Annotated in this window: 24 protein-coding genes; 9 read left to right on the forward strand and 15 right to left on the reverse strand. The window is 61.7% G+C overall.

The window, feature by feature from the left end; genetic code table 11:
* Positions 1-6: 6 nt before the first annotated feature.
* The 4 genes from P3T17_RS28475 to P3T17_RS28490 form a co-directional block, all read right to left on the reverse strand.
* A complete protein-coding gene (locus P3T17_RS28475; RefSeq protein WP_429409752.1) occupies positions 7-996 on the reverse strand; it encodes a LacI family DNA-binding transcriptional regulator in 990 nt (329 codons plus the stop codon).
* A gap of 161 nt (positions 997-1157) precedes the next feature.
* Positions 1158-1964 carry an NAD-dependent epimerase/dehydratase family protein gene (locus P3T17_RS28480; RefSeq protein ID WP_429409753.1) on the reverse strand — a complete coding sequence of 269 codons (807 nt, stop codon included), beginning with the start codon at positions 1962-1964 and terminating at the stop codon, positions 1158-1160.
* Positions 1961-2728, reverse strand: a complete 768-nt coding sequence (locus tag P3T17_RS28485) for a GntR family transcriptional regulator (RefSeq protein WP_429409755.1) — start codon at positions 2726-2728, stop codon at positions 1961-1963. Before P3T17_RS28485 ends, P3T17_RS28480 begins: the two co-directional genes overlap by 4 nt.
* Entirely contained in the window at positions 2725-4503 is a 1779-nt protein-coding gene (locus P3T17_RS28490) for an IlvD/Edd family dehydratase (RefSeq protein WP_429409756.1), read from the reverse strand. The genes P3T17_RS28485 and P3T17_RS28490 overlap by 4 nt, the downstream gene beginning before the upstream one ends.
* A 140-nt stretch (positions 4504-4643) precedes the next feature.
* On the opposite strand from P3T17_RS28490, the gene P3T17_RS28495 reads away from it, so the two are divergent.
* Positions 4644-5642 (forward strand): 2-hydroxyacid dehydrogenase, encoded by a 999-nt coding sequence (locus P3T17_RS28495; protein WP_429409757.1) that lies wholly within the window; start codon positions 4644-4646, stop codon positions 5640-5642.
* Between the two features lie 107 nt (positions 5643-5749).
* On the opposite strand, the gene P3T17_RS28500 is transcribed toward P3T17_RS28495, so the two are convergent.
* Positions 5750-7042 carry an MFS transporter gene (locus P3T17_RS28500; protein WP_074268057.1) on the reverse strand — a complete coding sequence of 431 codons (1293 nt, stop codon included), beginning with the start codon at positions 7040-7042 and terminating at the stop codon, positions 5750-5752.
* A 185-nt stretch (positions 7043-7227) separates the two neighbouring features.
* Here P3T17_RS28500 and P3T17_RS28505 point away from each other — a divergent pair, with 185 nt between their 5' ends.
* Positions 7228-8166 (forward strand): SMP-30/gluconolactonase/LRE family protein, encoded by a 939-nt coding sequence (locus P3T17_RS28505; RefSeq protein WP_429409758.1) that lies wholly within the window; start codon positions 7228-7230, stop codon positions 8164-8166.
* Between the two features lie 57 nt (positions 8167-8223).
* Here P3T17_RS28505 and phoU read toward each other — a convergent pair whose 3' ends face one another.
* From phoU to P3T17_RS28520, 3 genes are all read right to left on the reverse strand, one after another.
* Positions 8224-8931, reverse strand: coding sequence for a phosphate signaling complex protein PhoU (phoU, locus tag P3T17_RS28510; protein ID WP_074268055.1), 708 nt, complete (start codon positions 8929-8931; stop codon positions 8224-8226).
* A 108-nt stretch (positions 8932-9039) separates the two neighbouring features.
* Entirely contained in the window at positions 9040-10179 is a 1140-nt protein-coding gene (locus P3T17_RS28515; protein WP_429409759.1) for a threonine synthase, read from the reverse strand.
* 89 nt (positions 10180-10268) lie between these two features.
* The gene (locus P3T17_RS28520; protein WP_429409760.1) at positions 10269-10898 is read right to left on the reverse strand and encodes a helix-turn-helix transcriptional regulator; all 630 of its coding nucleotides are present in this window, start codon (positions 10896-10898) and stop codon (positions 10269-10271) included.
* A gap of 221 nt (positions 10899-11119) precedes the next feature.
* On the opposite strand from P3T17_RS28520, the gene P3T17_RS28525 reads away from it, so the two are divergent.
* The 4 genes from P3T17_RS28525 to P3T17_RS28540 are packed head-to-tail and all read left to right on the forward strand — an operon-like array spanning position 11120 to position 14824.
* The gene (locus tag P3T17_RS28525) at positions 11120-12019 is read left to right on the forward strand and encodes a TauD/TfdA dioxygenase family protein (RefSeq protein ID WP_429288582.1); all 900 of its coding nucleotides are present in this window, start codon (positions 11120-11122) and stop codon (positions 12017-12019) included.
* Positions 12020-12078: 59 nt separating this feature from the next.
* Positions 12079-13131, forward strand: a complete 1053-nt coding sequence (locus P3T17_RS28530) for an ABC transporter substrate-binding protein (RefSeq protein WP_429409761.1) — start codon at positions 12079-12081, stop codon at positions 13129-13131.
* Positions 13131-13949 carry an ABC transporter ATP-binding protein gene (locus tag P3T17_RS28535; RefSeq protein ID WP_429409762.1) on the forward strand — a complete coding sequence of 273 codons (819 nt, stop codon included), beginning with the start codon at positions 13131-13133 and terminating at the stop codon, positions 13947-13949. The genes P3T17_RS28530 and P3T17_RS28535 overlap by 1 nt, the downstream gene beginning before the upstream one ends.
* Positions 13946-14824 (forward strand): ABC transporter permease, encoded by an 879-nt coding sequence (locus P3T17_RS28540; RefSeq protein ID WP_429409763.1) that lies wholly within the window; start codon positions 13946-13948, stop codon positions 14822-14824. Before P3T17_RS28535 ends, P3T17_RS28540 begins: the two co-directional genes overlap by 4 nt.
* A gap of 80 nt (positions 14825-14904) precedes the next feature.
* Here P3T17_RS28540 and P3T17_RS28545 read toward each other — a convergent pair whose 3' ends face one another.
* The 3 genes from P3T17_RS28545 to P3T17_RS28555 are packed head-to-tail and all read right to left on the reverse strand — an operon-like array spanning position 14905 to position 17891.
* Positions 14905-15942 carry an ABC transporter substrate-binding protein gene (locus P3T17_RS28545; protein WP_429288578.1) on the reverse strand — a complete coding sequence of 346 codons (1038 nt, stop codon included), beginning with the start codon at positions 15940-15942 and terminating at the stop codon, positions 14905-14907.
* 42 nt (positions 15943-15984) lie between these two features.
* A complete protein-coding gene (locus P3T17_RS28550; protein WP_429409764.1) occupies positions 15985-16815 on the reverse strand; it encodes an ABC transporter ATP-binding protein in 831 nt (276 codons plus the stop codon).
* Positions 16809-17891 carry an ABC transporter permease gene (locus tag P3T17_RS28555; RefSeq protein ID WP_429409765.1) on the reverse strand — a complete coding sequence of 361 codons (1083 nt, stop codon included), beginning with the start codon at positions 17889-17891 and terminating at the stop codon, positions 16809-16811. Before P3T17_RS28555 ends, P3T17_RS28550 begins: the two co-directional genes overlap by 7 nt.
* Before the next feature lie 743 nt (positions 17892-18634).
* Here P3T17_RS28555 and P3T17_RS28560 point away from each other — a divergent pair.
* Positions 18635-19831, forward strand: coding sequence for a porin (locus tag P3T17_RS28560; protein WP_429409766.1), 1197 nt, complete (start codon positions 18635-18637; stop codon positions 19829-19831).
* A 124-nt stretch (positions 19832-19955) separates the two neighbouring features.
* On the opposite strand, the gene P3T17_RS28565 is transcribed toward P3T17_RS28560, so the two are convergent.
* The 4 genes from P3T17_RS28565 to soxC form a co-directional block, all read right to left on the reverse strand.
* Positions 19956-20711, reverse strand: coding sequence for an SDR family NAD(P)-dependent oxidoreductase (locus P3T17_RS28565; RefSeq protein WP_429409767.1), 756 nt, complete (start codon positions 20709-20711; stop codon positions 19956-19958).
* A gap of 31 nt (positions 20712-20742) precedes the next feature.
* Positions 20743-20991, reverse strand: a complete 249-nt coding sequence (locus tag P3T17_RS28570; protein WP_074268043.1) for a hypothetical protein — start codon at positions 20989-20991, stop codon at positions 20743-20745.
* 148 nt (positions 20992-21139) lie between these two features.
* On the reverse strand, positions 21140-21679 hold the full coding sequence (locus tag P3T17_RS28575) for a c-type cytochrome (RefSeq protein ID WP_429409768.1): 540 nt from the start codon (positions 21677-21679) through the stop codon (positions 21140-21142).
* Positions 21672-22973, reverse strand: coding sequence for a sulfite dehydrogenase (soxC, locus tag P3T17_RS28580; protein WP_429409769.1), 1302 nt, complete (start codon positions 22971-22973; stop codon positions 21672-21674). The genes P3T17_RS28575 and soxC overlap by 8 nt, the downstream gene beginning before the upstream one ends.
* A gap of 264 nt (positions 22974-23237) precedes the next feature.
* Between soxC and P3T17_RS28585 the strand changes: the two genes are divergently transcribed.
* Both P3T17_RS28585 and groL read left to right on the forward strand, forming a co-directional pair.
* Positions 23238-23528 carry a co-chaperone GroES gene (locus tag P3T17_RS28585; RefSeq protein ID WP_074268040.1) on the forward strand — a complete coding sequence of 97 codons (291 nt, stop codon included), beginning with the start codon at positions 23238-23240 and terminating at the stop codon, positions 23526-23528.
* A gap of 14 nt (positions 23529-23542) precedes the next feature.
* Positions 23543-25183: a chaperonin GroEL gene (gene groL, locus P3T17_RS28590; protein ID WP_429409770.1), complete on the forward strand. Its 1641-nt coding sequence runs from the start codon at positions 23543-23545 to the stop codon at positions 25181-25183.
* Positions 25184-25332 lie beyond the last annotated feature (149 nt).

Consider the following 25332-nt stretch of genomic DNA (forward strand, 5'->3'; position numbering starts at 1 on the left):
AGCCTCTTAACTGTTGCGAGGACGTGCAGTCGTACCGCGCACGATCAGGTCGGTCGGCACGATGTACTGCGAACTTACGGGCCGCCCTTCGATCCGCGCGAGCAGATACTCGGCGCTGCGCGCGCCGATTTCATCGGCGGCGAGCCGCATGGTGGTGAGTGGTGGAGACGTAAAGCTCGAGAATTCGATATCGTTGATGCCCGCGATCGACAGGTCACCCGGCACGTCGATACCCGCCTCGCGCGCTTCCGCCAGCGCGCCGATTGCCAACAGATCGGTGCCGCAAATCACGGCCGTCGGACGCTCGGGGCCGTTCATCAGCGCCTTCATCGCCATCTGGCCTTCAATGATCTTGTGCGGCATCTCGATCAGATGCTCGTGGCGCAACTGCAGCCCGCGCGACTGTAGCGCCGCGCGCACGCCGATGATGCGATCAGCCGCACGATCGCTGTGCTGCGTCATTTGCGTAATCATGCCGAAGCGGGTATGCCCGAGCTCGAGCAGATAGTCGGCGAGGCGCCGCCCGACTGCAACGTTATCGAAACCGACATACGGATGGTCGTGATCGACGGTCCAGCCGTTGACGAGCGGAATCTGTTCCTTTTCGATCAGCTCATACAGCGCGGGCGAGTGGCTACGGCCAACGAGCATCAAGCCGGCGATGCCGTCCGCGATCAGGGCGCGCACCTGCTTGAGTTCGTCTTCCTGATCGTAATACGAGCATCCAAGCAGCAACGTATAGCCGGCTTCGCCGATGCGCTTTTGCAGCGCGAACACGCCGATCGCGAAGTTCTGGTTTTCCAGCGATGGGATCACCGCGCCGATCGTCTTGGACTTCTGCGATGCCAACGCACGCGCAGCCGCATGTGGCGTATAGCCGAGATCGCGCGCGATGTCGCGCACGCGGGTCTGCAGCTCGGCGGCAACCGTTGCGTTGCCATTCAATACGCGCGAAACCGTCGCTGTCGAAACGCCCGCTGCGCGAGCCACATCCATGACGGAAATCGCATTCGATTTGCGACGCGGCGCTCTTTTCTTAGTGTCTGTGGTCAACTTGCACCCTGCCCGGAGTCGAGGCGCACCATCGCGCCATCCCTGTGCCGCATTCTATAACGTGCGGCAGCCAGCAATGACGATAGCCGGGTCAGAGTACCTGGCTAGTCGATCCGCTGCGGATCGCCGTCGAACTCGACGAGACAGCCAAAGCCACCGTGAAACAGCGCCTCACGCGCGTCTTCGGTTTGCCCTGTTGCCGCGATCTGGGCGGCATACTGTTCGGCGTCGTCTTCCGGCGCATAACCGAGCCACCGCACATTCGCGTTGTCCCAGCGGTTACGCGCATTGCCCGAGACGCCATACACGATCAGGAAATGATAGTCAGGGTAGTCGATGCAGCGCTTCGTCAGTTGCACCATGTCGCGATGACTGATCCACGTGAACAGGTGCCGCGGCGCCGTCGGCGTGTTGTCGGGACGAAACGAGCCGATCCGCATGCATGCGACCGACATGCCGTGCTTGTCCGCGTACATCCGTCCAAGCGCTTCGCCGAACACCTTCGATACGCCATAGCGGCTGTCCGGCCGCGGCGCGACGGCATTGTCGATCATCCGGTCGCGCCGGTGAAATCCCACGGCGTGATTCGAGCTCGCGAACACCACGCGTTTGACGCCGGCCTGCCGCGCGGCTTCGAAGACGTTGTAGCAACCTTCGATGTTCATGTCGCGGATCTTTTCCCAACGGTCCTCGTCCGGAATGCCGGCCAGATGCACGACCACGTCGACACCCTGCATCACCGGCAACAGATCCTCTAGCCGGGTAATGTCGGCCGTGACGATTTCTTCGCCCTCGCCTGCTTCAGCTTGCGGCGCGATGTCCGCGAGACGCAACTGATATTGGCCACGCAAGCCGGCGCGCAATACCCGGCCAATATGGCCAGCTGCGCCGGTAATCAAAACCCGTTTCATTCGATGTCTCCATTCGGTGTCGATAAGTCAAACGCCGCGGCCGCGGCCGAGCGCTGGTGATACGCGTTGAGATAGGCGTCGCGGGACGGCACGAGATGCGCGCGGCACAGCGCGATCAGATCGTCGCGATCGCCGCGCCGCAACGCATCGATCATCTGATGATGTTCGGCGCGCGCTTTCTCCAGATAGACCGGAAATACGATCGATACGGAGCGGATCGCGTGCGTGCGCCGCTCATATTCATGAATCGCGTCGACGAGCACCTGGTTGCCCGTTAACGCGAAAAACGCCCGATGGAACGCCATGTTGACGCGAAACACGCGGCGCAGATCGCCTGCCTGCGCGGCGGCGTCATGTTGCGCCTGCAACGTTTCCAGTTCCGCGAGCTTCGCGGCGTCGACAGGGAAAACAATCCGGCTCGCCGCGTCGGTCTCCAGCAGCTCACGCAACGCGTACAACTGCGTCACTTCGCTTGCGGTGAACGACTTGACCAGCGCGCCGACATGCCTGCGACGTTCGATCAGGCCACGGCGCTCCACTTCTCCCAGCACCTGGCGCGCCACATGACGCTTCAGATTGAAGCGCTCGCACAGGTCGTCTTCAACCAGACGTTCGCGCGGATGCAGCAGGCCGAGCACGATCTCCTCTTCGAGCTGGTCCGCGACACGGCGTATCGTTTCATCGGTATTGCGGTCGCGCAGCACCGGCGCGACCGCACTGGGCCGCCGTTGCCCCGCACCGTTGCCGATCGGGTCTGACGTCACGGCTTGTTTCCAGGCACCGTGGCCACGGTCTGCGGCGCCTTCAGAAAGTCGAAGTCGCACCCTTCGTCGGCCTGCGTGATCGTGGTCAGAAACAGTTTTCGATAACCGCGCAGGTTCGGTTCGGCTTCGCGCGGCGGCAGCGCCGCCAGACGTGTGGCGATTTCCTCGTCGCTCACCAGCAGCTCAACCGAGCGCTGTGCCACACTCAGGCGAATCCGGTCGCCCGTGCGCACGATCGCGAGCGGACCGCCAATCGCCGACTCCGGCGTCACGTGCAGCACGATGGTGCCCGCCGCGGTGCCGCTCATGCGGCCATCGGAGATGCGCACCATGTCTTTCACGCCAAGCCTTCCGAGCTTGCGCGGAATCGGGATGTAGCCCGCTTCCGGCATGCCGGGTGCCCCGACCGGCCCAATCTGCTTGAGCACGAGCACGTCATGCGCCTCGACGTCGAGTTCGGGATCGTCGATGCGCAACGCGAGGTCCTCGGCATTCTCGAACACCACGGCGCGGCCTTCGTGTTCCATCAAGTCCGGATTCGCTGCGGACTGCTTGATAATCGCACCGCCCGGCGCCAGATTGCCGTGCAATACAGCGATGCCGCCTTGCGGAAAGATCGGCTTGTCAAACGGCCGCACGACCTCCTGCGCGAAGCTGGCGGGCGCCGCGTCGAGTTCTTCGCCCAGCGTGCGGCCCGTGACGGTCAAGGCATCGAGATGCAGCAGGCCCTTCATTTCGCGCATGACGGTAGTGAGTCCGCCGGCGCGATGCAGGTCTTCCATATAGTGCTGCCCCGACGGTTTCAGATCCACCAGCACCGGCGTCTCGCGTGCCATCCGGTCGAGCGCGTCGAGATCGATCTTGATGCCCAGACGCCCGGCAATTGCAGTCAGATGGATGATGCCGTTGGTCGAACCGCCGATAGCCAGCAACACGCGCAGCGCGTTTTCGATTGCTTTCGGCGTGAGGATTTTCGCAGGCGTGAGATTCGCGCCGATCATCGCGACGGCCTGGGCGCCGGTGCGCTCCGCAATGCGGATGCGGTCGGCGCTGACCGCCGGCGGCGAGGCGCCGCCCGGCAACATGATGCCCATCGCCTCAGCAATGCAGGCCATCGTGCTGGCGGTGCCCATTACCGAGCAGGTGCCGACCGTCGCCACCAGCTGGTTGTTGACCGCATCGATTTCGTCCGCGTCGATCTGGTCGCCGCGGAAGCTCGCCCAAAAGCGGCGACAGTCTGTACAGGCACCCACTCGCTCGCCACGATGCGAGCCGGTCAGCATCGCGCCTGTCACGAGCTGGATGGCGGGGACGCCCACGACGGCGGCACCCATCAGTTGCGCGGGCACAGTCTTGTCGCAGCCGCCGATCAGCACGACCGCATCCATCGGCTGCGCGCGGATCATCTCCTCGGTGTCCATGGACATGAGGTTGCGCAGATACATGCTGGTCGGATGGGAGAAGCTTTCCGCGATCGAAATGGTGGGGAATTCGACCGGCAGCCCCCCCGCCAGCATCACGCCGCGTTTAATGGCCTCGACCAGTTGCGGCGCGTTGCCGTGACACGGGTTGTAGGCGCTGCCGGTGTTGGCAATGGCGACGATGGGCCGCGCCAACGCGTCGTCGGTGTAACCCGCGCCCTTGATAAACGCCTTGCGCAGGAACAGCGAAAAGCCCGCGTCCCCGTAATTGGTCAACCCTTTGCGCAAACCGCGCGGCGCGTCGACGTCCGGCGTATCGACGCCCGGCTGGGCTTTATCGAGCTTGTCTGCCATCACTATGTCCCTTGATCAAATTATCGATAATCTTGACGATGATTCTAACGAGACTTATAGTGATCCGCAAGTAAGCGCTTTCTCAAAGTTAGCATTTTTTGGGCTACGCGCTCCTTTCTCTTTTCAAACCGGATGTCCCGATGAAAAAAAGTGTTGTCGCCTACCGCAAGCTGCCTGCCGCAGCCCTGCGCATCCTCGAAGCTCAATACGACGTGACCTGCGCCGACGCCGACACCCAGCGCGACGCCTTCCTCGCGGCCCTCGCGAACGCGCATGGCACGATCGGCAACAAGCTCAAGCTGAACGCTGAATTTCTCGATGCTGCGCCCAAACTCGAAGTGGTGTCGACCGTCTCCGCCGGCTACGACGACTTCGACGTGGCGGATCTCACGCGCCGCGGCATCGTGCTGTGCAACACCCCGGACGAAGTCACCGAGACGACGGCCGATCTGATGTTCGCGTTGATCCTCGCCACGGCGCGCCGCATCGCCGAACTCGACGCCTCCATCCGCCGCGGTGAATGGCAGAGCTCGTCGGGGCCTGCGCAATTCGGCGTCGACGTGCACCACAAGACGCTCGGTATCATCGGCCTCGGCCGCATTGGTGCCGCGGTGGCCCGGCGCGCGGCGCACGGCTTCGGGATGAACGTGCTCTATGCGAACCGCTCGCGCAATGTGGCCGCGGAGGAAGCGTTCGGTGCGAAATGGTGTCCGTTGCCCACGCTGCTGGCCGAAGCGGACTTCGTGTGCGTGCTGGTGCCGCTTTCCGCCGCGACCGAGAAGCTGATCGGCGCGGCCGAATTGCGTTTGATGAAGTCGAGCGCGATTCTCGTCAACTGTGCGCGCGGCCAGGTGGTCGACGAAGCGGCGCTGACGGACGCGCTACGTGAGGGCCGCATTCTCGGCGCGGGGCTCGACGTATTCGAACGCGAGCCGCTGCCCGCCGATTCGCCGCTATGCGCGCTGCCGAATGTGGTGCTCGTGCCGCATATCGGCTCGGCCACAGCCCAGACACGCGAAGCCATGGCGCGCCGCGCCGCGCAGAATCTGGCCGACGCGCTCGAAGGACGCCTCACGGCGACGTGCGTCAATCCGTCTGCAGTCGATGCCCGTTCCCTGCTGCATACGCCGGGCAACTGACGAGCCGCCGCTGTGCGGTCTCGTTGCGAGGTTCATCTTCGTCAGCAAGCGGCACGCTTCGCTCACAGCCGAAGCGCGCAGCGGAACCACACACTCGCCTCGCCTGCTCAATTCGGCGAATGAGCCGCCACCGCCGCACTGATCTGCGGCCGGCTGCGGATAAAGACCAGCATCGCGAGCACACCCGCGAAATCGATCAGTGCACCGAACATAAACGCGCTGTGATAACCGCCAAAATACTGGATCAGCATTCCCGTCAACGCCGGCCCGATGATCCCCGACAGGTTGCTCAGAAAGTGAATGAAGCCGCCCACGCCGCCCTGGCGGTGCAGCGGCAGGATCTCGTGCTGGATCGCCCAGATCGACTGGCACGATCCGGTCAGGAACAGCAACGCGGCGGCAATCAATGCAACCGCCGCCGTCAACGACCCGGCCGAGGTGATGCTCAGCACCGCGACGCCCGACAACGCCAGCGGAATCGTGGCGACCAGTTTGCGCGCCTTGATCGGATCGTCCATGCGCTTATAGACGATGTCGCCGATCACCCCGCCGCCGAAATAGCCAATCGCTCCGCAGATCCACGGAATCGACGTGATGATGCTCATCGACTTCAGATCGAGATGCATCACGTTGGTCAGATAGCTCGGCAGCCACGAGATGAAAACGTACTGCGTGTAGTTCACCGCGAACAGACCGGCACCGAGTGCCAGTGTGCTCGGACGGCGCAGATACGCGCCGAGCGTCATGCCGTCGTCTTCGACATTACGTGCTTCCGCGATGGCACGGCTATCGTTGATCAGTTTTGCTTCGCCCTCGCCGACGCGGCGGCTCTGGCTGGGCTTATCGGTGACGAACAGACGCCACAACAGCAGCCACAGGAAACCCAGTACGGCGATCACGATAAACGACGCGCGCCAGCCGAAGCCGATGGCGATCAAACCCACCACCGGTCCTGCAATCGCGTTGCCGAGCGTCTGTCCGGAGAAGGTGAAGCCGATCATCGTCGCGGTTTCATGACGGGGAAACCAGTTCGAGATCGTGCGGTTGGTGTTGGAGCTCATGGGCCCTTCGCCGATGCCGAAGAACACCCGATACACCAGCAGCGAGACAAAGCCGGTTGCGCTCGCGGTCAGTCCGCAAAACAGCGACCAGAATCCCATAGCCCACGTGAAGACGCGCAGCGTGCCGAACTTGTCTGCGAAATAGCCGCCCAGGAACGAGAAGATCGAATAGCCGATGAAGAAGCTGCTGAAGATGACGCCGAGTTGCGACGGCGACAGTTCGAGCGTCTTGCTGACGATTGGCGCGACGATGCCGAGTGCCGCCCGATCCATGTAGTTGATCGCACCGGCCATGAAGAGCAACCCGGCGACCACATACCGATACTTTCCCGTGTCCATATGTCTCCAATAATGTAATCGCTTTCTTTTGACGTATGAGTCGCACCGCCACCCAATCGAAAGCATCTAATATTCAGGCACTTTAGTAGAACCGGGATGGGAAGACAAGAGAAAGCGCTTACTCGTTTTACCGTATACTGAGCCATGATCCGCCATCCACTTACCCCCAACACGGAGACAAACCCATGTGGCAGCAGGCTGAGCGCTATCCCGACCCCCGCGTCATCTCGCTCGATCCATCCTTCGATCAATATCGCGTCGCGTTCTCCGCGGTCGAGCGCCTCGCCACCGGCTACCGCTGGACGGAAGGGCCGGTGTGGTTCGGCGATGGACGCTATCTGTTATGGAGCGACATCCCGAACAATCAGATGCTGAAATGGGAGGAAGAGACCGGTGTGGTCAGCGTGTTTCGCAAACCGTCGAACTTCGCCAACGGCAATACGCGCGACCGGCAGGGCCGTCTCGTCACCTGCGAACATGGCCGCCGTGTGACACGCACCGAATATGACGGCAGCATTACCGTGCTGATGGATTCGTTCGAAGGCAAGCGGCTGAACTCGCCGAATGACGTGGTGGTCAAGTCGGATGGCTCGATCTGGTTCACCGACCCGCCAATGGGTATCGCAGGTCACTATGAAGGCATCAAGGCCGAGCAGGAACTTCCGCATTCGGTGTACCGGATCGACGGTGTCACGGGAGAAGCTTCCGTTGTCACGCGTGATCTGAAGGGGCCTAACGGTTTGTGTTTTTCACCTGACGAACGCTTGCTGTACATCATCGAATCGCGCGCCGTGCCTGAGCGCCTGATCCACGTCTATGAGATGGCGCCGGATGGGAAAAGAATCGGTAAGGGACGCGTTTTCTACAATGCGGGGCCAGGTACGATCGACGGCATGCGCGCCGATATTGACGGCAACCTGTGGTGCGGCTGGGGTATGGGTAGCGACGAACTGGACGGCGTGGTGATCATCTCGCCGGCTGGAAAGCCGATCGGCCGCATCGCACTGCCTGAGCGTTGTGCGAACCTGTGTTTTGGCGGCCGCGCCCGCAACCGCCTGTTCATGGCTTCGTCACAATCCATTTACGCGGTCCACGTGAACACCCAGGGCGCCGTGGGCGGTTAAGGTGTTTACGCAGGATGACGGCGGCGGGCCGCGAGGGCCCGGCCCGCCGCCGTGTATTTAAGTGCGCACCGCTTCGGGTTCTTGCCGCTTTCTATGCTCGTGACGGATATCGGTGCCACGAACCACATACACGACGGATTCAGCAATGTTAGTCGCATGGTCGCCAATCCGCTCGATCGCCTTGGCGATAGACAGATAGTCCAACGCCGTCGAGATCGTGCGGGGGTTTTCCGTCATTGACGTCACGAGCTTGCGCACAAAGGCCCTGAACTCGTTATCGATCGCCTCGTCGTCCAGAATGATCTGCTCGGCGGCAGCCGTGTCCATGCGCGCAAATGCGTCCAGCGCGCGGCGCAGCACGCTCGCAGCCATGGCCCCCGAGATCTTGATCTCGGCGATGTTGACGTCCTGCGCACTGACCTGCGGCGCAATGCGGCGGATCCGCTTGGCGATCTTGCGCGCCTCGTCGCCCGCACGCTCGAGATTGGTGACGCATTTCGAAGCCGCCATTAGCAGACGCAGGTCGCGAGCGGCCGGCTGTCGACGCGCGATGACATTGCAGATTTCTTCGTCGAGCTCGATTTCCATCGTATTCAGACGGCGCTCGCCTTCGAGGACGAGTTCGACAAAATCGAGCTCGAAGGTATCCAGGGCCTGCATCGCATACGCGATCTGCGACTCCACCAACCCACCCATGGCGAGCAAGCGCGTGGAGAGCAGCGTGAGATCGGCGTCAAACTGGCTGGAGAGATGTTTATCCGGCATATATGCTCCTTAACCGATAAGGGCCGTTGACGTGTTTCGAAAACAGTATATACCGTATTATCTCTGCGCCAAATCTTACCTGGACAAGTATTCGAACGAGTGTGGTAACTACGCAGCAGGTTGAGCAAACAGCTCCGCGATGTAGCCTGCAGCCTTGATCCCTGTCCCCGTCAACAGCACGACCGTGCGCTCGTTTGCCTTGATGGTGCCGCGACGGCTCAACTCGTCGAGTGCGGCGGCGGCGTGCGCGCAGGTCGGTTCAACAAAGACGCCCTGACGCGCCAGCTTTTTAAGCGCGGCAACAATGTCGTCTTCGGAAACGGCTACCGTCGAACCACCGCTGTCCCGCAGTGCGGTAATCATTTCCCGCAGACGAAGCGGATGCGCAATCGCCGTGCCTTCTGCGACCGTCTTCAGGACCGGCCGGGCCACGGGCGTGTCGACCCCGGCATGGAACGATGCATCGAGCGGCGAGCAGTTCAGCGGCTGCGACGCAAACAGACGTGGCAGCTTTTTGATCTGCCCTGCCGCAAGAAGCTCCTTGAAGCCAATGTCACAACCGAGCAGGTTGCTTCCCGCTCCCACCGGAATGATGATGTTGTCCGGCGCCTCGAAATTGAAGTCTTCCCATAGTTCGTAAGCAATGGACTTGGTGCCCTGCAGAAAGAACGGCTGCCAGTTATGGCTGGAGTAGAAGATCTCGGCGGATTGGCGAATCGCCTCCGCCTGCGACTCTTCGCGCGGCCCCTCAACCAGCTGGATCTCGGCACCGTATGCGCGGACCTGAGCCACCTTGGCTGGAGACGTGTAAGCCGGGGCAAGAATCTTCACGCGCATGCCTGCGGCTGCACCGAACGCAGCAACCGATGCGCCACCGTTGCCCGAACTGTCTTCGAGCACAGCGTTCACGCCGATCTGGCGCAGGAACGACAGCATGACCGCCGTGCCGCGGTCCTTGAAGCTGCATGTCGGATTGAACCACTCCAGTTTAAAAAACGGACGGTGCTCATTCCATTCCTTCTGCACCAATGGGGTACATCCCTCCCCCATCGAAACCGGTTGAGCGATATCGACCGGCAGCGCAGCACGGTAGCGCCATAGCGAACGATTGCTGCGGTCGATATCGTCACGTCCGATGCCTTGCAGTGGCGTGATGAGAAGCGGTGTCTGGTTATCCGAGCACCAGCGCGGTTGCTCGAACGGATACAGCGCTCCAGTGAGCGGGTCGATGTACTGAGCTTTAGACATGTTCGTTCCTGACGTTAATGGTGTGGCGATCCGGCGTGTCGCCGACCCAGGCGCCGACCCCGGCTCCGAAAACACCCCAGCGGCGTGCATCACTTCGCATCGCTATACACCGTCGCTCGTGAGACACCCAGATACTGCGCCGTCACTTCCATCGCCCTGCGGATCTCCATTACACCGGAGTCCTTAAGTTCACGCAGGAGCGTACGGCGGTCTTCCGTCTTGAGAGCGCGCGGCGTGGTAGCGAGTCTGGCCGCAAACTCGTCGATGCGCGCGCGGATCAGGTCAGCCCCCGCCGGGTCCAGCGATTCTTTCATGGCCGAGTCCGCATCGACCCGGACAAATTGACCGACGGCGCTCTGCAAGCCGCGGAACAGCGTCAGGTCGATATTCATGCACAACGCGGCGACGTATTGGCCGGATGAATCCTTGATGCCGATCGAGGTGCTTTTTGCCGCACGGCCATCCGCAAACTGATTGGCGTAGTTCGCAATGACCTGGGGATATTCCGGGTCGGCGATGCGCGCCAGTCCGAGTTCGGTTGCCGGGTGGCCGACTTCCCGGCCGGACAGATTGTTGTGGATCGCCAGAACGGCATATTTGGGGTCGAGCAGATCGTGCACGACCACCTCGCAAAACGGCGCAAAAGTCTCAGCCAATCCTGCTGCGATCTGGCCGACCTGCGCGAGCAGTGCGCGCTGCTCAGGGGTCTGTTTCGTCATAGGGACGGCTCACGGGACATCGATAAAAGACAGATTATCCATTATTGGACATTTCGTCAATTTGAGCTCGATGCCCGCCGCGTCCGGTGCAGCGTCGGGTTTATCACTCCAGCAGATAAACGTATCGCATTTGCTTCGTTGCTCTTGACTGTACAGGCCGGTAAATTGGGGGCATCGCGCCACCACCGGCGCCTCCGCTGCGACCGACCAAAGAGTTTAGTGTGACGATTGCTACCGACCGCGCTGTGTCCGCGCACCACGCCGTTCCCCAGGCCATTGAAATTCGGGCCTTCGACGGCCCTGTGGGCGCCGAAGTCCTCGGGCTCGATCTGAGCCAGCCGCTGGCTGCCGAAGATTTTGCGCGCATTCATCGCGCGCACCTCGACCACCACGTACTGGTGTTTCGCGACCAGCGCATCACGCCTGAGGAGCAGATTGCCTTCAGCCGCCGCTTCGGTCCGCTGCAGATCCACGTGCTGCACCAGTTTCAGCTCTCAGGGCATCCGGAAGTGCTGATCGTCTCGAACATCGTCGAAGACGGCAAGCCGATCGGCCTGGGCGACGCCGGCCATTTCTGGCACTCCGACCTGTCGTACAAGGAAACACCGAGCCTCGGCTCGATGTTGCATGCCCAGGAACTGCCGTCCGAAGGCGGCGATACCCTGTTCGCCAACATGCACCTTGCGTGGGACACGTTACCCGCTCATCTGCGCACTGCTGTAGAAGGGCGCTCGGCGGAGCACACGTATCTCGCGAAGTACGCGGAATTGCAAAAGCGTAGTCCGTGGCGGCCGAATCTGTCTGCCGAGCAGATTGCCCAGGTCAAACCGGTCGTGCATCCGGTGGTCCGCACGCATCCGGAGACGGGCCGCAAGGCGCTTTTCGTCAGCGAGCATTTCACCACCCGCATCATTGGGCTGCCTGAAGACGAAAGCCAGCAACTGCTCGAAGAACTGTTCGCGCATAGCGTGCGCCCCGAGCATCTGTACACGCACAAGTGGGCGGAACACGACATGGTGTTCTGGGACAACCGCTCGCTGATGCATCTCGCCGCTGGCACACCCGACCATCTGCGCCGCAAGATGTATCGCACAACCATCGAAGGCGACGTGCCGTTCTGACGGCCCTGTTCGTCCGTCTGCGCCCGCTTGCGCACGCCCACACGCTGACCGGAGTTTCAATGCAGTCCACTTTTCGCCCGACGGCCGTTGGGCCGTCTTTCGCTCGCCGTTTTGCAGCGAGCATGCTCACGATCTCGATCGGCGCCGCCAGCCTCGCCGCTCCGACGCTAGCGCATGCCGAAGGGCAGATTCGCGTCGCCGAGCAGTTTGGCGTGGTCTATCTGCTGCTCAACGTGGCGCGCGACCAGCAGTTCATCGAAAAGGAGGGGCACAAGCAGGGCATCGACATCAAGGTGGACTGGCTCAGGCTCTCAGGTGGCGCAGCGGTCAATGACGCGCTGCTCTCCGGCGCGGTGGATATCGCCGGAGCCGGCGTCGGCCCCCTGCTGACGATCTGGGACCGCACGCATGGCAAGCAAAACGTCAAGGGTGTCGCCTCGCTCGGCAATCTGCCCTACTACCTCGTGTCCAACAACCCGAACGTGAAAACGATTGCCGATTTCACCGACAAGGACCGCATCGCCGTACCGGCGGTCAACGTGTCGGTTCAATCGCGGGTACTGCAGTTCGCCGCCGCAAAACAGTGGGGCGACAAGGATTACAACCGGCTTGACAAGTACACCCAGGCAATTCCGCATCCCGATGCGGCTGCTGCGATTATCGCTGGCGGCACGGAAATTACCGGGCATTTTGGCAATCCGCCGTTTCAGGATCAGGAACTCGCCGGCAATCCCAAGGCGCACATCGTGCTGAATTCGTACGACGTGCTCGGTGGACCGAGCTCGGCCACGGTTCTGTATGCGACTGAAAAATTCCGCGACTCGAACCCGAAAACGTATCGGGCCTTCGTCGATGCGCTTGCCGACGCGGCACGCTTCGTTTCCGCCAATCCGGATGCCGCAGCCGACATCTATATCCGCGTGAACCAGTCGAAAATCGACCGCAACCTGTTGTTGAAGATCATCAAGAATCCGCAGGTTCAGTTCAAGGTCGCCCCGCAGAATACCTTCGGACTGGCGCAGTTCATGTACCGGGTTGGCGCGATCAAAAACGAACCGAAGTCGTGGAAAGACTACTTCTTCGACGACCCAGCGACGGCGGCGGGAAGCTGATGGATACGATTACCGATACCGCGCCGGTCATCACGCGTCCGCAAACCAGTGAAAAACTTCTGGCGGTGGACCGCGTAAGCCTCGAATACCGCACGCGCGAACGGATCGTTCGCGCGACCCATCAGGTCAGTTTCGACGTCTACGGCGGGGATCGTTTCGTGCTGCTCGGTCCCTCGGGCTGCGGTAAGTCGACGCTGCTCAAGGCCGTCGCGGGGTTCATCCAACCCACCTCCGGCAGTATCTCGCTTGACGGACAACCCGTGCACGGGCCGGGCCCCGACCGTATCGTGGTGTTTCAGGAGTTCGACCAGTTGCCGCCGTGGAAGACCGTGCTGCAAAACGTTGTGTTTCCGTTGCGCGTGGCCAGGAAACTCTCGCGTGCCGAAGCCAATGAACGGGCACTGCACTACCTCGACAAGGTGGGGCTTGCGTCGTTTGCAAAAGCGTATCCCCATACCTTGTCGGGCGGCATGAAACAACGCGTCGCCATCGCACGGGCGCTGGCGATGCAGCCGCGCGTTCTGCTGATGGATGAGCCGTTCGCCGCGCTCGACGCCTTGACGCGCCGCAAGATGCAGGAGGAGCTGCTGCGCCTATGGGAAGAGGTCAATTTCACGCTGCTGTTCGTGACCCATTCGATCGAGGAAGCGTTGATTGTCGGCAACCGGATTCTGTTGCTGTCCCCGCATCCGGGCCGCGTGCGCGCCGAGCTCAATAGTCATCAATACACGCAGGACAGTACCGGTCGTAGCGATTTTCAGCGTACGGCCGAGCGCATCCATCATCTGCTGTTCGAACAGACGGACTCCGCGCAATGAGCACGCCCCCTACTTTGCTGCCCCCCGTTCGCGAGGAATACGAACGTCCATTGGAGCCGCTCGGCGATATCGCGGTCGAAGCGCCCTTGCCGATCGGCAAACGCATTTTCGCGCAGACATGGCTGCGCAAGACGCTGATCGCGCTGGTCCTCGTGATCATCTGGGAATTCGCGGCTCGCGCGGTCAACAACGATCTGTTACTGCCGACGTTCAGCGCCACGCTTAGCGCATTCGTGCAGGGCATCTGGTCCGGCGAGTTGCTGCAGAAGACTGCCGTGTCGATGTCGGTGCTGCTGCGCGGCTATCTGCTTGGCGTCGCATGCGCGTTCGTGCTGACTTCACTGGCCGTTTCGACCCGCATTGGCCGTGACCTGCTCACCATGCTGACCGCGATGTTCAATCCGCTGCCGTCGATTGCGCTGTTGCCGCTTGCGTTGCTGTGGTTTGGCCTTGGCACGGGAAGCCTGCTGTTCGTGCTGGTTCACGCCGTGTTGTGGCCGCTTGCACTGAACACGTATTCAGGCTTTCGGGCAGTGCCCGCGACACTGCGCATGACGGGCCGCAACTACGGTCTCACGGGCTTGCGCCACGTCGTGTCGATTCTGGTGCCGGCGGCGTTGCCGTCGATACTCGCCGGGTTGCGGGTAGGCTGGGCCTTCGCGTGGCGCACACTGATCGCCGCTGAACTGGTGTTCGGCACCAGTTCCGGTAGTGGCGGCCTCGGCTGGTACATCTTCGAGAACCGCAATGAGCTGTATACGGACCGGGTCTTCGCGGGCCTCGCGGCCGTCATTGTGATCGGCCTCCTGATCGAGCATCTGGTGTTCGATACGCTCGAGCGCATTACCGTGCGCCGCTGGGGCATACAGCACTGAGGGCCGGCCCGGCGCCTGCTCCTCTTGCCTGCCCCGAGCCATAGCAGCAGGCAGGCAAGACGTCGCAACAAGCGCCCGTTCTACGTCGTCAACACGTCCGAAAACACCCGCGAAGCGAGGCGATTCGAATCGGTGCCGCTGTTGAGCACATTGACGGCTTTCAGATCGTCGGCGTAAAGTGCAATTTCTTTCCTGAACACATCGCCCGTAGGGTGATGATGATCGGTGTGACTCTTCAGCATCGCGGTCAACTGGTTGACGTCCGCGGATGGCGCGTGCACCGAGAATATCTCCGCCGCCTTCTGCGGATTATTAGCAGTCCATTCGGTTGCTTCCAGCAACGCCTGTGTCAACGCCTGGGCGGTCGCCCGGTCTTTGCGGATCAGCGAACCGCGTACGCCGAGCACGCAGCACGAGCGCGTCTGATACTCGCCGCACAGGTTGTTCGACACTTCATACAGGTGATCCGATTCGCGAATGTTCCAGATGGTCGGATCGCCGTCCGCGATTGCGTGGACCTCGCCTTTCTTCAGCGCTTCGCCCAGCAGGTTGGCCGGATACTGCCGCCACGTGACCTCCGTGTCGGGATCGATGCCCTGCTTCTTCAGCACGATCGCAAAGAAGTTCTTGGTCGGGCTTGCCATGTCGCTCACGCCGACAATGCGCCCTTTCAGCCCGGCCACATCGACAATGCCCGAACTGCGCGTCGCCAGAAGCCGCATGCAGCCGCCGTGTATGCCTGCAGTCAGCTTCACGTCGAAGCCCTGCTCCAGGGGCTTCAGCCAGCGCAGCGCCATGCCGACGCCGGCGTCGGACTTGCCCGTCGCAATCGCCTCGAGGAGTTGATCGGTCGAACCGGCGAAGTTAACCAGTTCCACCTGCAGGCCATGACGGGTGAAAAAACCCTGCTTGTCCGCAACCGCGACTGGCGCCGTGCAGATCGCCCCTGCATTCCACGAAAGATTCAGTGGCTTGAGCGGCGTTTGCGCAGAGGCGAGCGGCACCGCCAGACCCAGCGAAGTGCCGCCAAACGCGGCCGCCCCGGCTGCCCAGGCGGTCTTGCGAAGCCACGCGCGGCGCGCGAGGCTCACGGGAGAAGTGTCGTTGCTGAATGTCATTTTGCGTTTTCGTCGTGTGGTCAATATGGTACGGATGCGTGCTCAGGTTTCCAGACCCAGTTGCGCAAGCACTTCGCGGCGCAGCGCAACCAGCTTCGGATCGTCGCGATGCCGTGGATAAGGCGCGTCGTTGCGAACTTCCGCGAGGATGCGTGCCGGCCGCTCGCACAACACGATGACCCGGTCGGCAAGCAGCAATGCCTCTTCGACGTCGTGGGTCACGAGCAGGACCGAGAAACCTGCGCCCTGCCACAGACGCGCCAGTTCACCCTGCATGCGGATGCGCGTCAGCGAATCGAGCTTGCCGAACGGCTCGTCGAGCACCAGCAACGCAGGATCGTTGACGAGCGCGCGCGCCAGCGCCACACGCTGCGCCATGCCGCCTGAGAGCTGATGCGGAAACGCGTCGGCGAATTCGCCAAGACCGACGAGTTTCAGCACGGCGTCGATGCGGTCCTGCGTCTGGTCGTGAAGCGCGTCGCGTCGCCAGCCGCGCCGGCGGCGCTGCGCCTCGGGGCCCACACCGACATTGCCGCGCACCGTACGCCACGGGTACAGCGTGGGATCCTGGAAGACAACGACCCGCGACGGATCGGGCCCGGTGATCTCGGTACCATCCGCGTGCAGCGTGCCTTGCGCCGGCTTATCGAGGCCGGCGACAAGCCGCAGCAACGTCGACTTGCCACAACCGCTCGGTCCCAGCAAGGCAACGAACTCGCCGGGTTCAACAGAGAAGTTGATGTCCTGCAGCACCGGCAAAGTCGCGCCACGCAGCGCGAACTGATGGCTCACACGACGCACATCGATACGCGCGCCGCCACGCAGCGCACGGCCACTGTCGGATCGCGCAAGCACTTCGGGTACGGCTACCATTTGAGCAATCCTTTCTGCCATCCGAGCAGCCGGTCGCGAACGCGGAACAGCAGCGTGATGAGGCCCGAGCACATCAGCGCCATCACGAAGAGCGCCGCATACATGTTTGCGTAGGCGGCCCAGCCTTGCGCCCACTGCAGATACCAGCCGAGCCCGGCCTTCACACCCATCATCTCGGCGACGATCAGTACTGAAAACGATGCGCCGAGTCCCATGAAAAGACCCACGAAAACCGACGGCAACGCCGCGGGAATCGCCACCCTGAGAATCAGAAACCCGGGCCTCGCACCCAGCGTGCGCGCGATGTCGTAATAGGCCGTGTTGACGCTGGCGACGCCCGACCACGTCAATACAGCTACCGGAAACGCGGTGGCGAGCGCGATCAGGAACACGCTGGCGCTGAAACTCGATGGAAAGAAGAAGAAAGCCAGTGGCAACCAGGCGGTCGCCGGCAGCGGGCCGATGAGACGCAGCACCGGATGCACCCAGTAGCCCACCGCCTTCGACCAGCCAATACTGACGCCCACGACAAAACCGGTCGCGGCACCGAGCACGTAGCCATAGGCAAGCAGACCAAACGAATGCGCGATGCTCGAACCGAGCCGCGGATAGTCCTCCGCGTAAACACCGATCAGCGCCTGCGGCGGTGCGAAGAAAGGGCGCGGCAGCCATTCGAGTTGTACGGTCAGCACTTCCCACGCCGTGATGCCCACGGCCAAGGCGAGCAGCCACGGCATCGCGTGTACCCATGCATCGACGCGCGCCTGCGGTTTGACATTATGTTGCGCTGCACGCGCATCGCCCGCTTTGCCGTCTTCGCCCGCCCGGCTGCGCCACCCGGCCACGCCGACGGCAACAGCCAATACCGCGAGCACCAGCTTGATGACGAGGTATTGCCGCGTGTAAGGCCAATCATCGGCGGCGGCCCAACATTGGGTCAGCCCCGCGCTGCCGAACCACGCCAGCGCGGCGAGCCACGTAATGGCCGCGCCACGCGAAAACCTGGTACGCGCCGATACAGCCGCCTTCACGCTGATCGCATCGCGCGTCGTAACCGATTCGAGCTGGGTGGACATGATGGTTTCAATCTCCCGCATGGTTTCGCAAGCAAGCCGCGAACGCTGCGCTGTTAAAACGCCTGGATGGCGAAGAGCTCTTGTCCGAAGAAATGGAGCGCTAATGCGAGGCAGGGGCCAACGTCAACCCGCGATAACCTGCGCTCTCTAGGCCCTGAGAAACCAAGTATCGCGGCGGTCCGCGCGAGCCCCAACCAACAAATTTCGCTTTGCTTATGTATTGGCGCCGAGGCTCTCTGTTTTAACGTTTGCGCGGCCAGCATGAGAAATGGACCCACGGGCTGGTGACATCAATCCAGGGCAATCCCGTGACAATCGACCGGTTTAAAGCTTGCCGCCACTTACATTGAAAGCATTTTGAAAACATATCGGGTGTCGACGCCTGTCGTTTCGTGCAGCCGCGATATATGCACATAACAAAGTAATAGGTGCCTCGCTTATGCACGTTGTGAGAACGAGACAGAGCAAAATTTTCCAGCCCTAAACAATTCTGTTTTGGATATATTCACGGCATTCTTACTGGCCACTGACAGCGGTACCCCGAACTGGAGACGGGGAGGTCCTGGCCGAGCAGAAAACGCGGGAACAGCATTGCTGTCGTCCGTTCTCGCTATCAGCCGGTTGTTCGAGCGCGGGGTTTATATCGTAGTCCATACGATTCGTGCACCGAACAGCTGACATAAATGGGGCTCGCCCGCCTTGCGAGCGATAGCCCTACTCACACAAAGTGAAATCAGATGAAAATGAAAAAGACCTCGGTGGCACTACTCGCTCTTGGCGCGTTTGCCGGCGCCGCACATGCACAAAGCAGCGTGACTCTGTACGGTATCGTCGACGCGGGTATTCTGTTCAATAACAACGTCAAAGGCTTGCACGAATACGCACTCTCGCAGGCAAACTCGTCGCGCTGGGGCTTGAAGGGCACGGAAGACCTGGGTGGCGGTCTGTCGGCAATCTTCACCCTTGAAAGCGGCTACACCACGGGCACGGGCGCACTGTCCCAAGGTGGCCTGGAATTCGGCCGTAAAGCCTTCGTCGGCTTGAGCAGCACCACGTTCGGTACGTTGACGGCTGGCCGTCAATACTCGGTCAGCAACGACCTGACCTCCGTGTTCGCCTCCGGCGCCGATTGGGCCGCTTCGGGCCTCAGCTACGGCACGCGCGCCAGCGACGTCGACAACGTCGATACGTCGAACCGCGTCCAGAACTCGCTCAAGTATGTGAGCCCGAACTACAACGGTCTGCAGGCAGGCGCGCTGTACAGCCTCGGCGGTCAGGCTGGCGACTTCACGAAGAACTCGGTGATCGACGCGGCAGTCTCGTATGCAAACGGTCCGCTCCACCTCGGCGCAGGCTACACGTTCGTGAAGGATCCGTACTACGCGACCTACGGCAACCAGGGTAATTCGTCGACGCCGACGTCTTCGACCACGGGTGCGAACGACAACATGAATAACAAGATCTACGGCGGCTACGCTTCGGCGGGTTCGCAGCAGATCATCGTGGCGGGCGGTTCGTATGCAATTGGACCGGCAACCGTCGGCCTGCTGTACTCGAACACGCAATTCGGCAACCTGGGTTCGGTCACCGCCGTCGGTCAGATCACCCCCGCTCCGAAGTACACGGGCAATGCAACGTTCAACTCGGGCGAAGTCAACCTGAAATACCAGGTGAACCCGGCTCTGCTGCTGGCAGCCGCGTATATCTACACGCACAACAGCGGTGCAGACGACCTGGGCAGCGCAAAGTACAACCAGTTCAACCTGGGCGCGATCTACTCGGTATCGAAGCGCACTTCGTTCTACGCGATCGGCTTCTTCGAAACCGCTTCGGGTATCGACTCGACTGGCAAGAAGGCGGTGGCCGATCTGAGCGGCAGCGCCTACTCGGCTGACAACCATCAGCTCGCCGCAATCGTCGGCATCACCCACCGCTTCTAAGTGGGTGAACACCGGCCGCTCCCTCGCGGCCGGTTAGTCAGAAGAACCGCAGCGCTCACAGTTCGATACTGCGAGCGCTGCGCGCATCGACGACCAAAGCGCTCATTCCAGAGCGCGCTTCCCCTCAAAACGATTCGCTGAACGGCCGCAGATCGATTTCCTGCGACCATGCGCTGCGCCGCTGCTGATGGAGATGCCAATAGGCCTCGGCGATATCGTCGGGATTGAGCAGACCATCCGCACCGCTTTCGGCAACCCGCTGCGGTGCCGATGTACGCAACCGCTCGCCGTCGATGCCTCCATCGATCACCACGTGCGCAACATGAATATTCTTTGGCCCGAACTCGCGCGCGAGACTCTGCGCAAGTGAGCGCAAAGCGGCTTTGGCAGAGGCAAATGCGGCAAATGGCGGACGGCCGCGCAACGAAGCGGTCGCACCCGTGAACAGCAGCGAGCCTCGGCCCGCGGCCAGCAGCGCAGGCAGCGCCGCCCGGGCGAACAGAAAGCCGCCGAGCGTCGTGACGCGCCACGCCGCTTCAAACTGCTCGGCAGTCAATTCGAGCGTCGGCACACGTATCCCGCCAGCGGCATTGAAAATTGCCGCTTCGAGCGTGCCTGTCTCAGCGAGTTGCCTTGCAATTGCGATCAGGTCACTCTCGCTTGTGACGTCGCCGGGGAATGCCAGAGCATGACCACCCGTACCGCGAATTTCATCGACGAGGGCATCGAGCCGCTCACGCGAACGGCCCGTCACGGCAACGCTAAAACCCTCGCGAGCAAAACGGCGCGCAAGCGCCGCACCGAGTCCAGCGCTCGCTCCCACACCGGCAATCCACGCGACACGCTTGCGCGCATCGCCTTGCCCGACAGCGTCGGTCATCGCGCCCTCCTTTGCGTTCTGGTCGTGAGCATCATCCCGGCGGGATGTCGAGCGGCACGACAAACATGCCGGCAGTGTATTCCATATGAAAATAGCCGCTGCGCGCGTAGGCGGCAATGCGTTCCAACCGCTCGGACGATTGGCCGCTGCGGGCTGCCGCCGATCTCTCGTCAGGGGATTGATCCAGATTCACGGGTACGCGTTTTGACAATTGCTTTTGCAGGCTTCGCACGGGGTGGCGAAGTCCGCCCCAGAAAAGCGTCGCTGAATGCGTGGCCATACGACCTCCGTCGAGTGAATACCATCCAGTCAAATCTAGTGACCCGCTCGAGCAAGTGCAAACAAGTTTTTGTGGATTGGTTTTCGGAGAACGTAGCAAAAACCGCATTGGCGATAAGGGGAAGCGGCCTGCTTCGCCTCGGCTCCGCTCAGAGTCGTCCCGGTCGGGGATCGGCTACGAAGCCGTCGCGGTTCGGCATTTTCACAGCGGGCAAAGACCGCGCGTCCAGACGGGTATCCGGTGGCACGATGCCGTTCTGGTTGAGCAGGAATGCGCAAACGGCATAGACGTCATCGGCTGAAAGCGACTCGGGCGCGGTAAAGGGCATTGCACGACGAATATAGTCGAACAGCGTGGTCGCATAGGGCCAGTAGCTACCGACGGTGCGCCTCGGCTTCGCACTCGCCAGCGTACCGCGACCACCCACTAACGCATCTCCGAGCAGCCCTTGGCCCTGCGCGCCATGGCATGCGGCACATTGGGCCGCAAACACGCGCGCACCGGTGGCGACGTCGCCGCTGCCTGCGGGCAAGCCATGGCCGTCGGGCGCGATGTCGATATTCCACGCCGCGAGGTCCTGGTCCGATAACGGTGTGCCGACGCCGTAGCCCGCGTGTGCGTTCGACGCGAGCAAACTCGCAACGACAAAAGCTGCAGGCGCAAGCGTACGTCTCAACACATTAAGCATTTCGCACCTCGCCACTCGCGTCGACACGCCACTGCTGAATCGCGTTGTAGTGATACTGCGAGTTCAACCCGCGTGCCGCCACTAGCGCTTCCCGCGTAGGCTGCACATAGCCGGTCGAATCCGTGGCGCGCGACAGGATCACTGCAGGCGCACCTTGCCACAACCAGTCCAGTTGGAAGCGCGTCAGCGCGCGATCGCCCGGGGTTCCGTCGATGCGCGCGAGTTGCCACGTAACGCCCGCATCCGTCGATACCTCGACCTTGCGAATCGTGCCGCGCCCCGACCAGGCGAGGCCACTGATCGGGTAGTAGCCTTGCGTGCTCAGACGATGCCCCGGTGAAGGCCGGGTGATCACGGACTTCGCATCCATTTCGAATGCGAACTGCCGCGCGGTTCCATTCGCCATCAGGCTCGTGTATCGAGAAGTTTCCTCGCGCGTCTGCAGCGGCGCATCGACGAACTTCAGGCGGCGCAGCCATTTGACGTTCGTATTGCCTTCGAAGCCCGGCACGATCAGGCGCAGCGGATAGCCGTTCTCCGGGCGCAAACGCTCGCCGTTCTGCGCATAGACCACCATGGCGCGCTCGAGGATGCGATCGAGCGGCAAGCTGCGCGTCATTGCCGCGGCATCCGCGCCCTCCGCCAGCACCCAGCCGCCGCGTCCACCTTGCCCATCTTTCGACGTCGACAGGCCCCCCACTTCTTCCAGCAAGGTCGAAAGCCGTACACCCGTCCATTCGCAGCACGACAGCAAACCGTGCGTCAGTTGCACCGGTTGACCGCTCGGTCCATTCCATTCGCCACCGGTATTGCCGGAACATTCGATGAAATGGATCCGCGATTCGGACGGCAGGCGAACCAGATCATCCATCGTGAACAGTTTCGGCTCGCGTACAAGACCATGAATCACGAGGCGGTGCTGATCGGGATCGATATCCGGCACACCGTTGTGATGCCGTTCGTAGACGAGGCCGTTCGGCGTGATCGTGCCAAACAGGTCCGCTAGCGGCGTCATCGACGAAGCGGCCCCGGGCAACGGCCACGCCTTCGCGCTACGACGCACCACATCGGCCTCGTGCGCTGAGGGCAAGCCATAGGGATGCTCGAGTATCGGCGCGCCCGGCGTGCGGCTCCATGGCGCGATATCAAGTGGCTTTAGCAGCGGGTTTGCGGCCGCGCCGGCACGTTGTGCGACCACCAGACCGCTCGCGGCGAGTCCGCCCAGCAAACGGCGACGGCCGCGCGAAGTGGGCCTATCGGGTGCATGGGGTGAAGTGTCGCGAACCTTTTTCATCGGTGTCAGTGCGTCATGGGCCAACTGGCCACTGTAGCAACTGAAGCGGCGCCGACAAAACGAGCAATCGTGATATCGATCGAACCCAATGTGTAGAACGCCCCTTGCCCCCGGCTTACCAGGCTCGCAAATAAACTAAACAGAAAAACGCCGATAAGGATTTGAGGATTCGTTATTGGAGTGCACCGTTGGCGATTCTTATACTCGATCACGGTCAGCACTCGCCAGCGAAGAGTGCCAAATCTCCACAGCAGGAATGTCTAAATGAGCCTACGTCCTTTGCATGACCGCGTGATCGTCAAACGCCTCGATCAGGAAACGAAAACCGCTTCGGGCATCGTCATTCCCGAGAGCGCCGCGGAAAAACCCGATCAAGGCGAAGTGCTCGCCGTCGGCCCCGGCAAGCGCGATAACGACGGCAAGCGTATCGAGCCGGACCTGAAAGTCGGCGAGCGCGTGCTGTTCGGTAAATACGCGGGCCAGCAGGTCAAGGTCGACGGCACGGATCTGCTCGTGCTGCGCGAAGAAGACATCGTCGCCGTAGTCCACCAATAAGGGAGCATCACAAGATGGCAGCCAAAGAAATCGTCTTTAGCGACAGCGCGCGTTCGAAACTGGTCGAAGGCGTCAACATTCTCGCCAATGCAGTGAAAGTCACGCTCGGCCCGAAAGGCCGCAACGTCGTGCTCGAACGTAGTTTCGGTTCGCCGGTTGTGACCAAGGACGGTGTGTCCGTGGCCAAGGAAATCGAGCTGGCCGACAAGTTGCAGAATATCGGCGCGCAACTGGTGAAGGAAGTCGCCTCGCGTACCAGCGATGCCGCCGGCGACGGTACCACCACCGCCACGGTGCTGGCGCAAGCGATTGTCCGCGAAGGCCAGAAATACGTCGCGGCAGGCCTCAATCCGCTGGATCTGAAGCGTGGTATCGACAAGGCCGTGACCGCGGCAATCGAAGAACTGAAGAAGATCAGCAAGCCAACTACCACGAGCAAGGAAATCGCTCAGGTTGCAACGATCTCGGCGAATGGTGAAGAATCGATCGGTCAGCGTATTGCCGAAGCCATCGACCGTGTCGGCAAGGAAGGCGTGATCACCGTCGAAGACGGCAAATCGCTCGCCGACGAACTGGACGTGGTCGAAGGACTGCAGTTCGATCGTGGCTACCTGTCGCCGTATTTCATCAACAATCCGGACAAGCAGGTCGCCGTTCTCGACAGCCCGTTCATTCTGCTGCACGACAAGAAGATCTCGAACATCCGCGATCTGCTGCCGGTGCTCGAGCAGGTTGCCAAGGCAGGCCGTCCGCTGCTGATCATCGCCGAGGACGTCGAAGGCGAAGCACTTGCAACACTGGTAGTTAACAACATCCGCGGCATTCTGAAGACAGTGGCGGTCAAGGCGCCGGGCTTCGGCGATCGCCGTAAGGCCTTGCTCGAAGATATCGCGATCCTTACCGGTGGTCAGGTGATTGCCGAGGAGACCGGTCTCACGCTCGAAAAAGCGACGCTGGCGGAACTGGGCCAGGCCAAGCGCATCGAGGTGGGCAAGGAGAACACCACGGTCATCGACGGCGGCGGCGACGCGAAGAACATCGAAGCGCGTGTCAAGCAGATCCGCGTGCAGATCGAAGAAGCCACCTCCGACTACGACCGCGAAAAGCTGCAAGAGCGCGTCGCCAAGCTCGCAGGCGGCGTGGCGGTGATCAAGGTGGGCGGCGCAACCGAGATCGAAGTCAAAGAGAAGAAGGACCGCGTGGACGATGCGTTGCACGCGACTCGTGCGGCCGTGGAAGAAGGCATTGTGCCGGGCGGCGGTGTCGCGCTGATCCGCGTCAGGAACGCAATCAAGGATCTGAAAGGCAGTAATCCCGATCAGGACGCCGGGGTGAAGATCGTGCTGCGCGCGCTTGAAGAACCGCTACGCCAGATCGTGACCAACGCGGGCGAGGAAGCGAGTGTGGTGGTGGCGAAGGTCGCGGAAGGCAGCGGCAACTTCGGCTACAACGCGCAAACCGGCGAGTACGGCGATCTGGTGGAATCGGGTGTGCTCGATCCGACCAAGGTCACGCGCACGGCATTGCAGAACGCGGCATCGGTTGCGGGCCTGCTGCTCACCACCGATGCGACCGTGTATGAAGCACCGAAGGACGCGCCGCCGCAGTCGCCGGCGGGTGGGCCGGGCGCAGGCGGTCCGGGTTTCGACTTCTGACGATCGATGAGCCCCGCGCGGTTCGCGCGCGTTGATTCTTTGGTCTTAACAACACGCATGCCTGCCTCGCGCAGGCATGCGTGTTTCTGCAATAACGTCCTTAAGCATTTTTTCGCAAATGCTTATCAGCATTTGTCGTTTCGGCCATA

Origin of the sequence: Paraburkholderia sp. GAS82 (genome assembly GCF_050436285.1) — a bacterium.
GTDB classification, from domain to species: domain Bacteria; phylum Pseudomonadota; class Gammaproteobacteria; order Burkholderiales; family Burkholderiaceae; genus Paraburkholderia; species Paraburkholderia phenazinium_B.

Coding starts and splice junctions, on each gene's coding strand:
- P3T17_RS28575 (WP_429409768.1), bottom strand. CDS start 21,679: ATGCTTAATGTGTTGAGACGTACGCTTGCGCCTGCAGCTTTTGTCGTT.
- P3T17_RS28535 (WP_429409762.1), top strand. CDS start 13,131: ATGGATACGATTACCGATACCGCGCCGGTCATCACGCGTCCGCAAACC.
- P3T17_RS28555 (WP_429409765.1), bottom strand. CDS start 17,891: ATGTCCACCCAGCTCGAATCGGTTACGACGCGCGATGCGATCAGCGTG.
- P3T17_RS28585 (WP_074268040.1), top strand. CDS start 23,238: ATGAGCCTACGTCCTTTGCATGACCGCGTGATCGTCAAACGCCTCGAT.
- soxC (WP_429409769.1), bottom strand. CDS start 22,973: ATGAAAAAGGTTCGCGACACTTCACCCCATGCACCCGATAGGCCCACT.
- P3T17_RS28560 (WP_429409766.1), top strand. CDS start 18,635: ATGAAAAAGACCTCGGTGGCACTACTCGCTCTTGGCGCGTTTGCCGGC.
- P3T17_RS28530 (WP_429409761.1), top strand. CDS start 12,079: ATGCAGTCCACTTTTCGCCCGACGGCCGTTGGGCCGTCTTTCGCTCGC.
- P3T17_RS28475 (WP_429409752.1), bottom strand. CDS start 996: ATGGATGTGGCTCGCGCAGCGGGCGTTTCGACAGCGACGGTTTCGCGC.
- P3T17_RS28505 (WP_429409758.1), top strand. CDS start 7,228: ATGTGGCAGCAGGCTGAGCGCTATCCCGACCCCCGCGTCATCTCGCTC.
- P3T17_RS28565 (WP_429409767.1), bottom strand. CDS start 20,711: ATGACCGACGCTGTCGGGCAAGGCGATGCGCGCAAGCGTGTCGCGTGG.
- P3T17_RS28570 (WP_074268043.1), bottom strand. CDS start 20,991: ATGGCCACGCATTCAGCGACGCTTTTCTGGGGCGGACTTCGCCACCCC.
- P3T17_RS28515 (WP_429409759.1), bottom strand. CDS start 10,179: ATGTCTAAAGCTCAGTACATCGACCCGCTCACTGGAGCGCTGTATCCG.
- P3T17_RS28495 (WP_429409757.1), top strand. CDS start 4,644: ATGAAAAAAAGTGTTGTCGCCTACCGCAAGCTGCCTGCCGCAGCCCTG.
- phoU (WP_074268055.1), bottom strand. CDS start 8,931: ATGCCGGATAAACATCTCTCCAGCCAGTTTGACGCCGATCTCACGCTG.
- P3T17_RS28550 (WP_429409764.1), bottom strand. CDS start 16,815: ATGGTAGCCGTACCCGAAGTGCTTGCGCGATCCGACAGTGGCCGTGCG.
- P3T17_RS28490 (WP_429409756.1), bottom strand. CDS start 4,503: ATGGCAGACAAGCTCGATAAAGCCCAGCCGGGCGTCGATACGCCGGAC.
- P3T17_RS28540 (WP_429409763.1), top strand. CDS start 13,946: ATGAGCACGCCCCCTACTTTGCTGCCCCCCGTTCGCGAGGAATACGAA.
- P3T17_RS28520 (WP_429409760.1), bottom strand. CDS start 10,898: ATGACGAAACAGACCCCTGAGCAGCGCGCACTGCTCGCGCAGGTCGGC.
- groL (WP_429409770.1), top strand. CDS start 23,543: ATGGCAGCCAAAGAAATCGTCTTTAGCGACAGCGCGCGTTCGAAACTG.
- P3T17_RS28545 (WP_429288578.1), bottom strand. CDS start 15,942: ATGACATTCAGCAACGACACTTCTCCCGTGAGCCTCGCGCGCCGCGCG.
- P3T17_RS28480 (WP_429409753.1), bottom strand. CDS start 1,964: ATGAAACGGGTTTTGATTACCGGCGCAGCTGGCCATATTGGCCGGGTA.
- P3T17_RS28500 (WP_074268057.1), bottom strand. CDS start 7,042: ATGGACACGGGAAAGTATCGGTATGTGGTCGCCGGGTTGCTCTTCATG.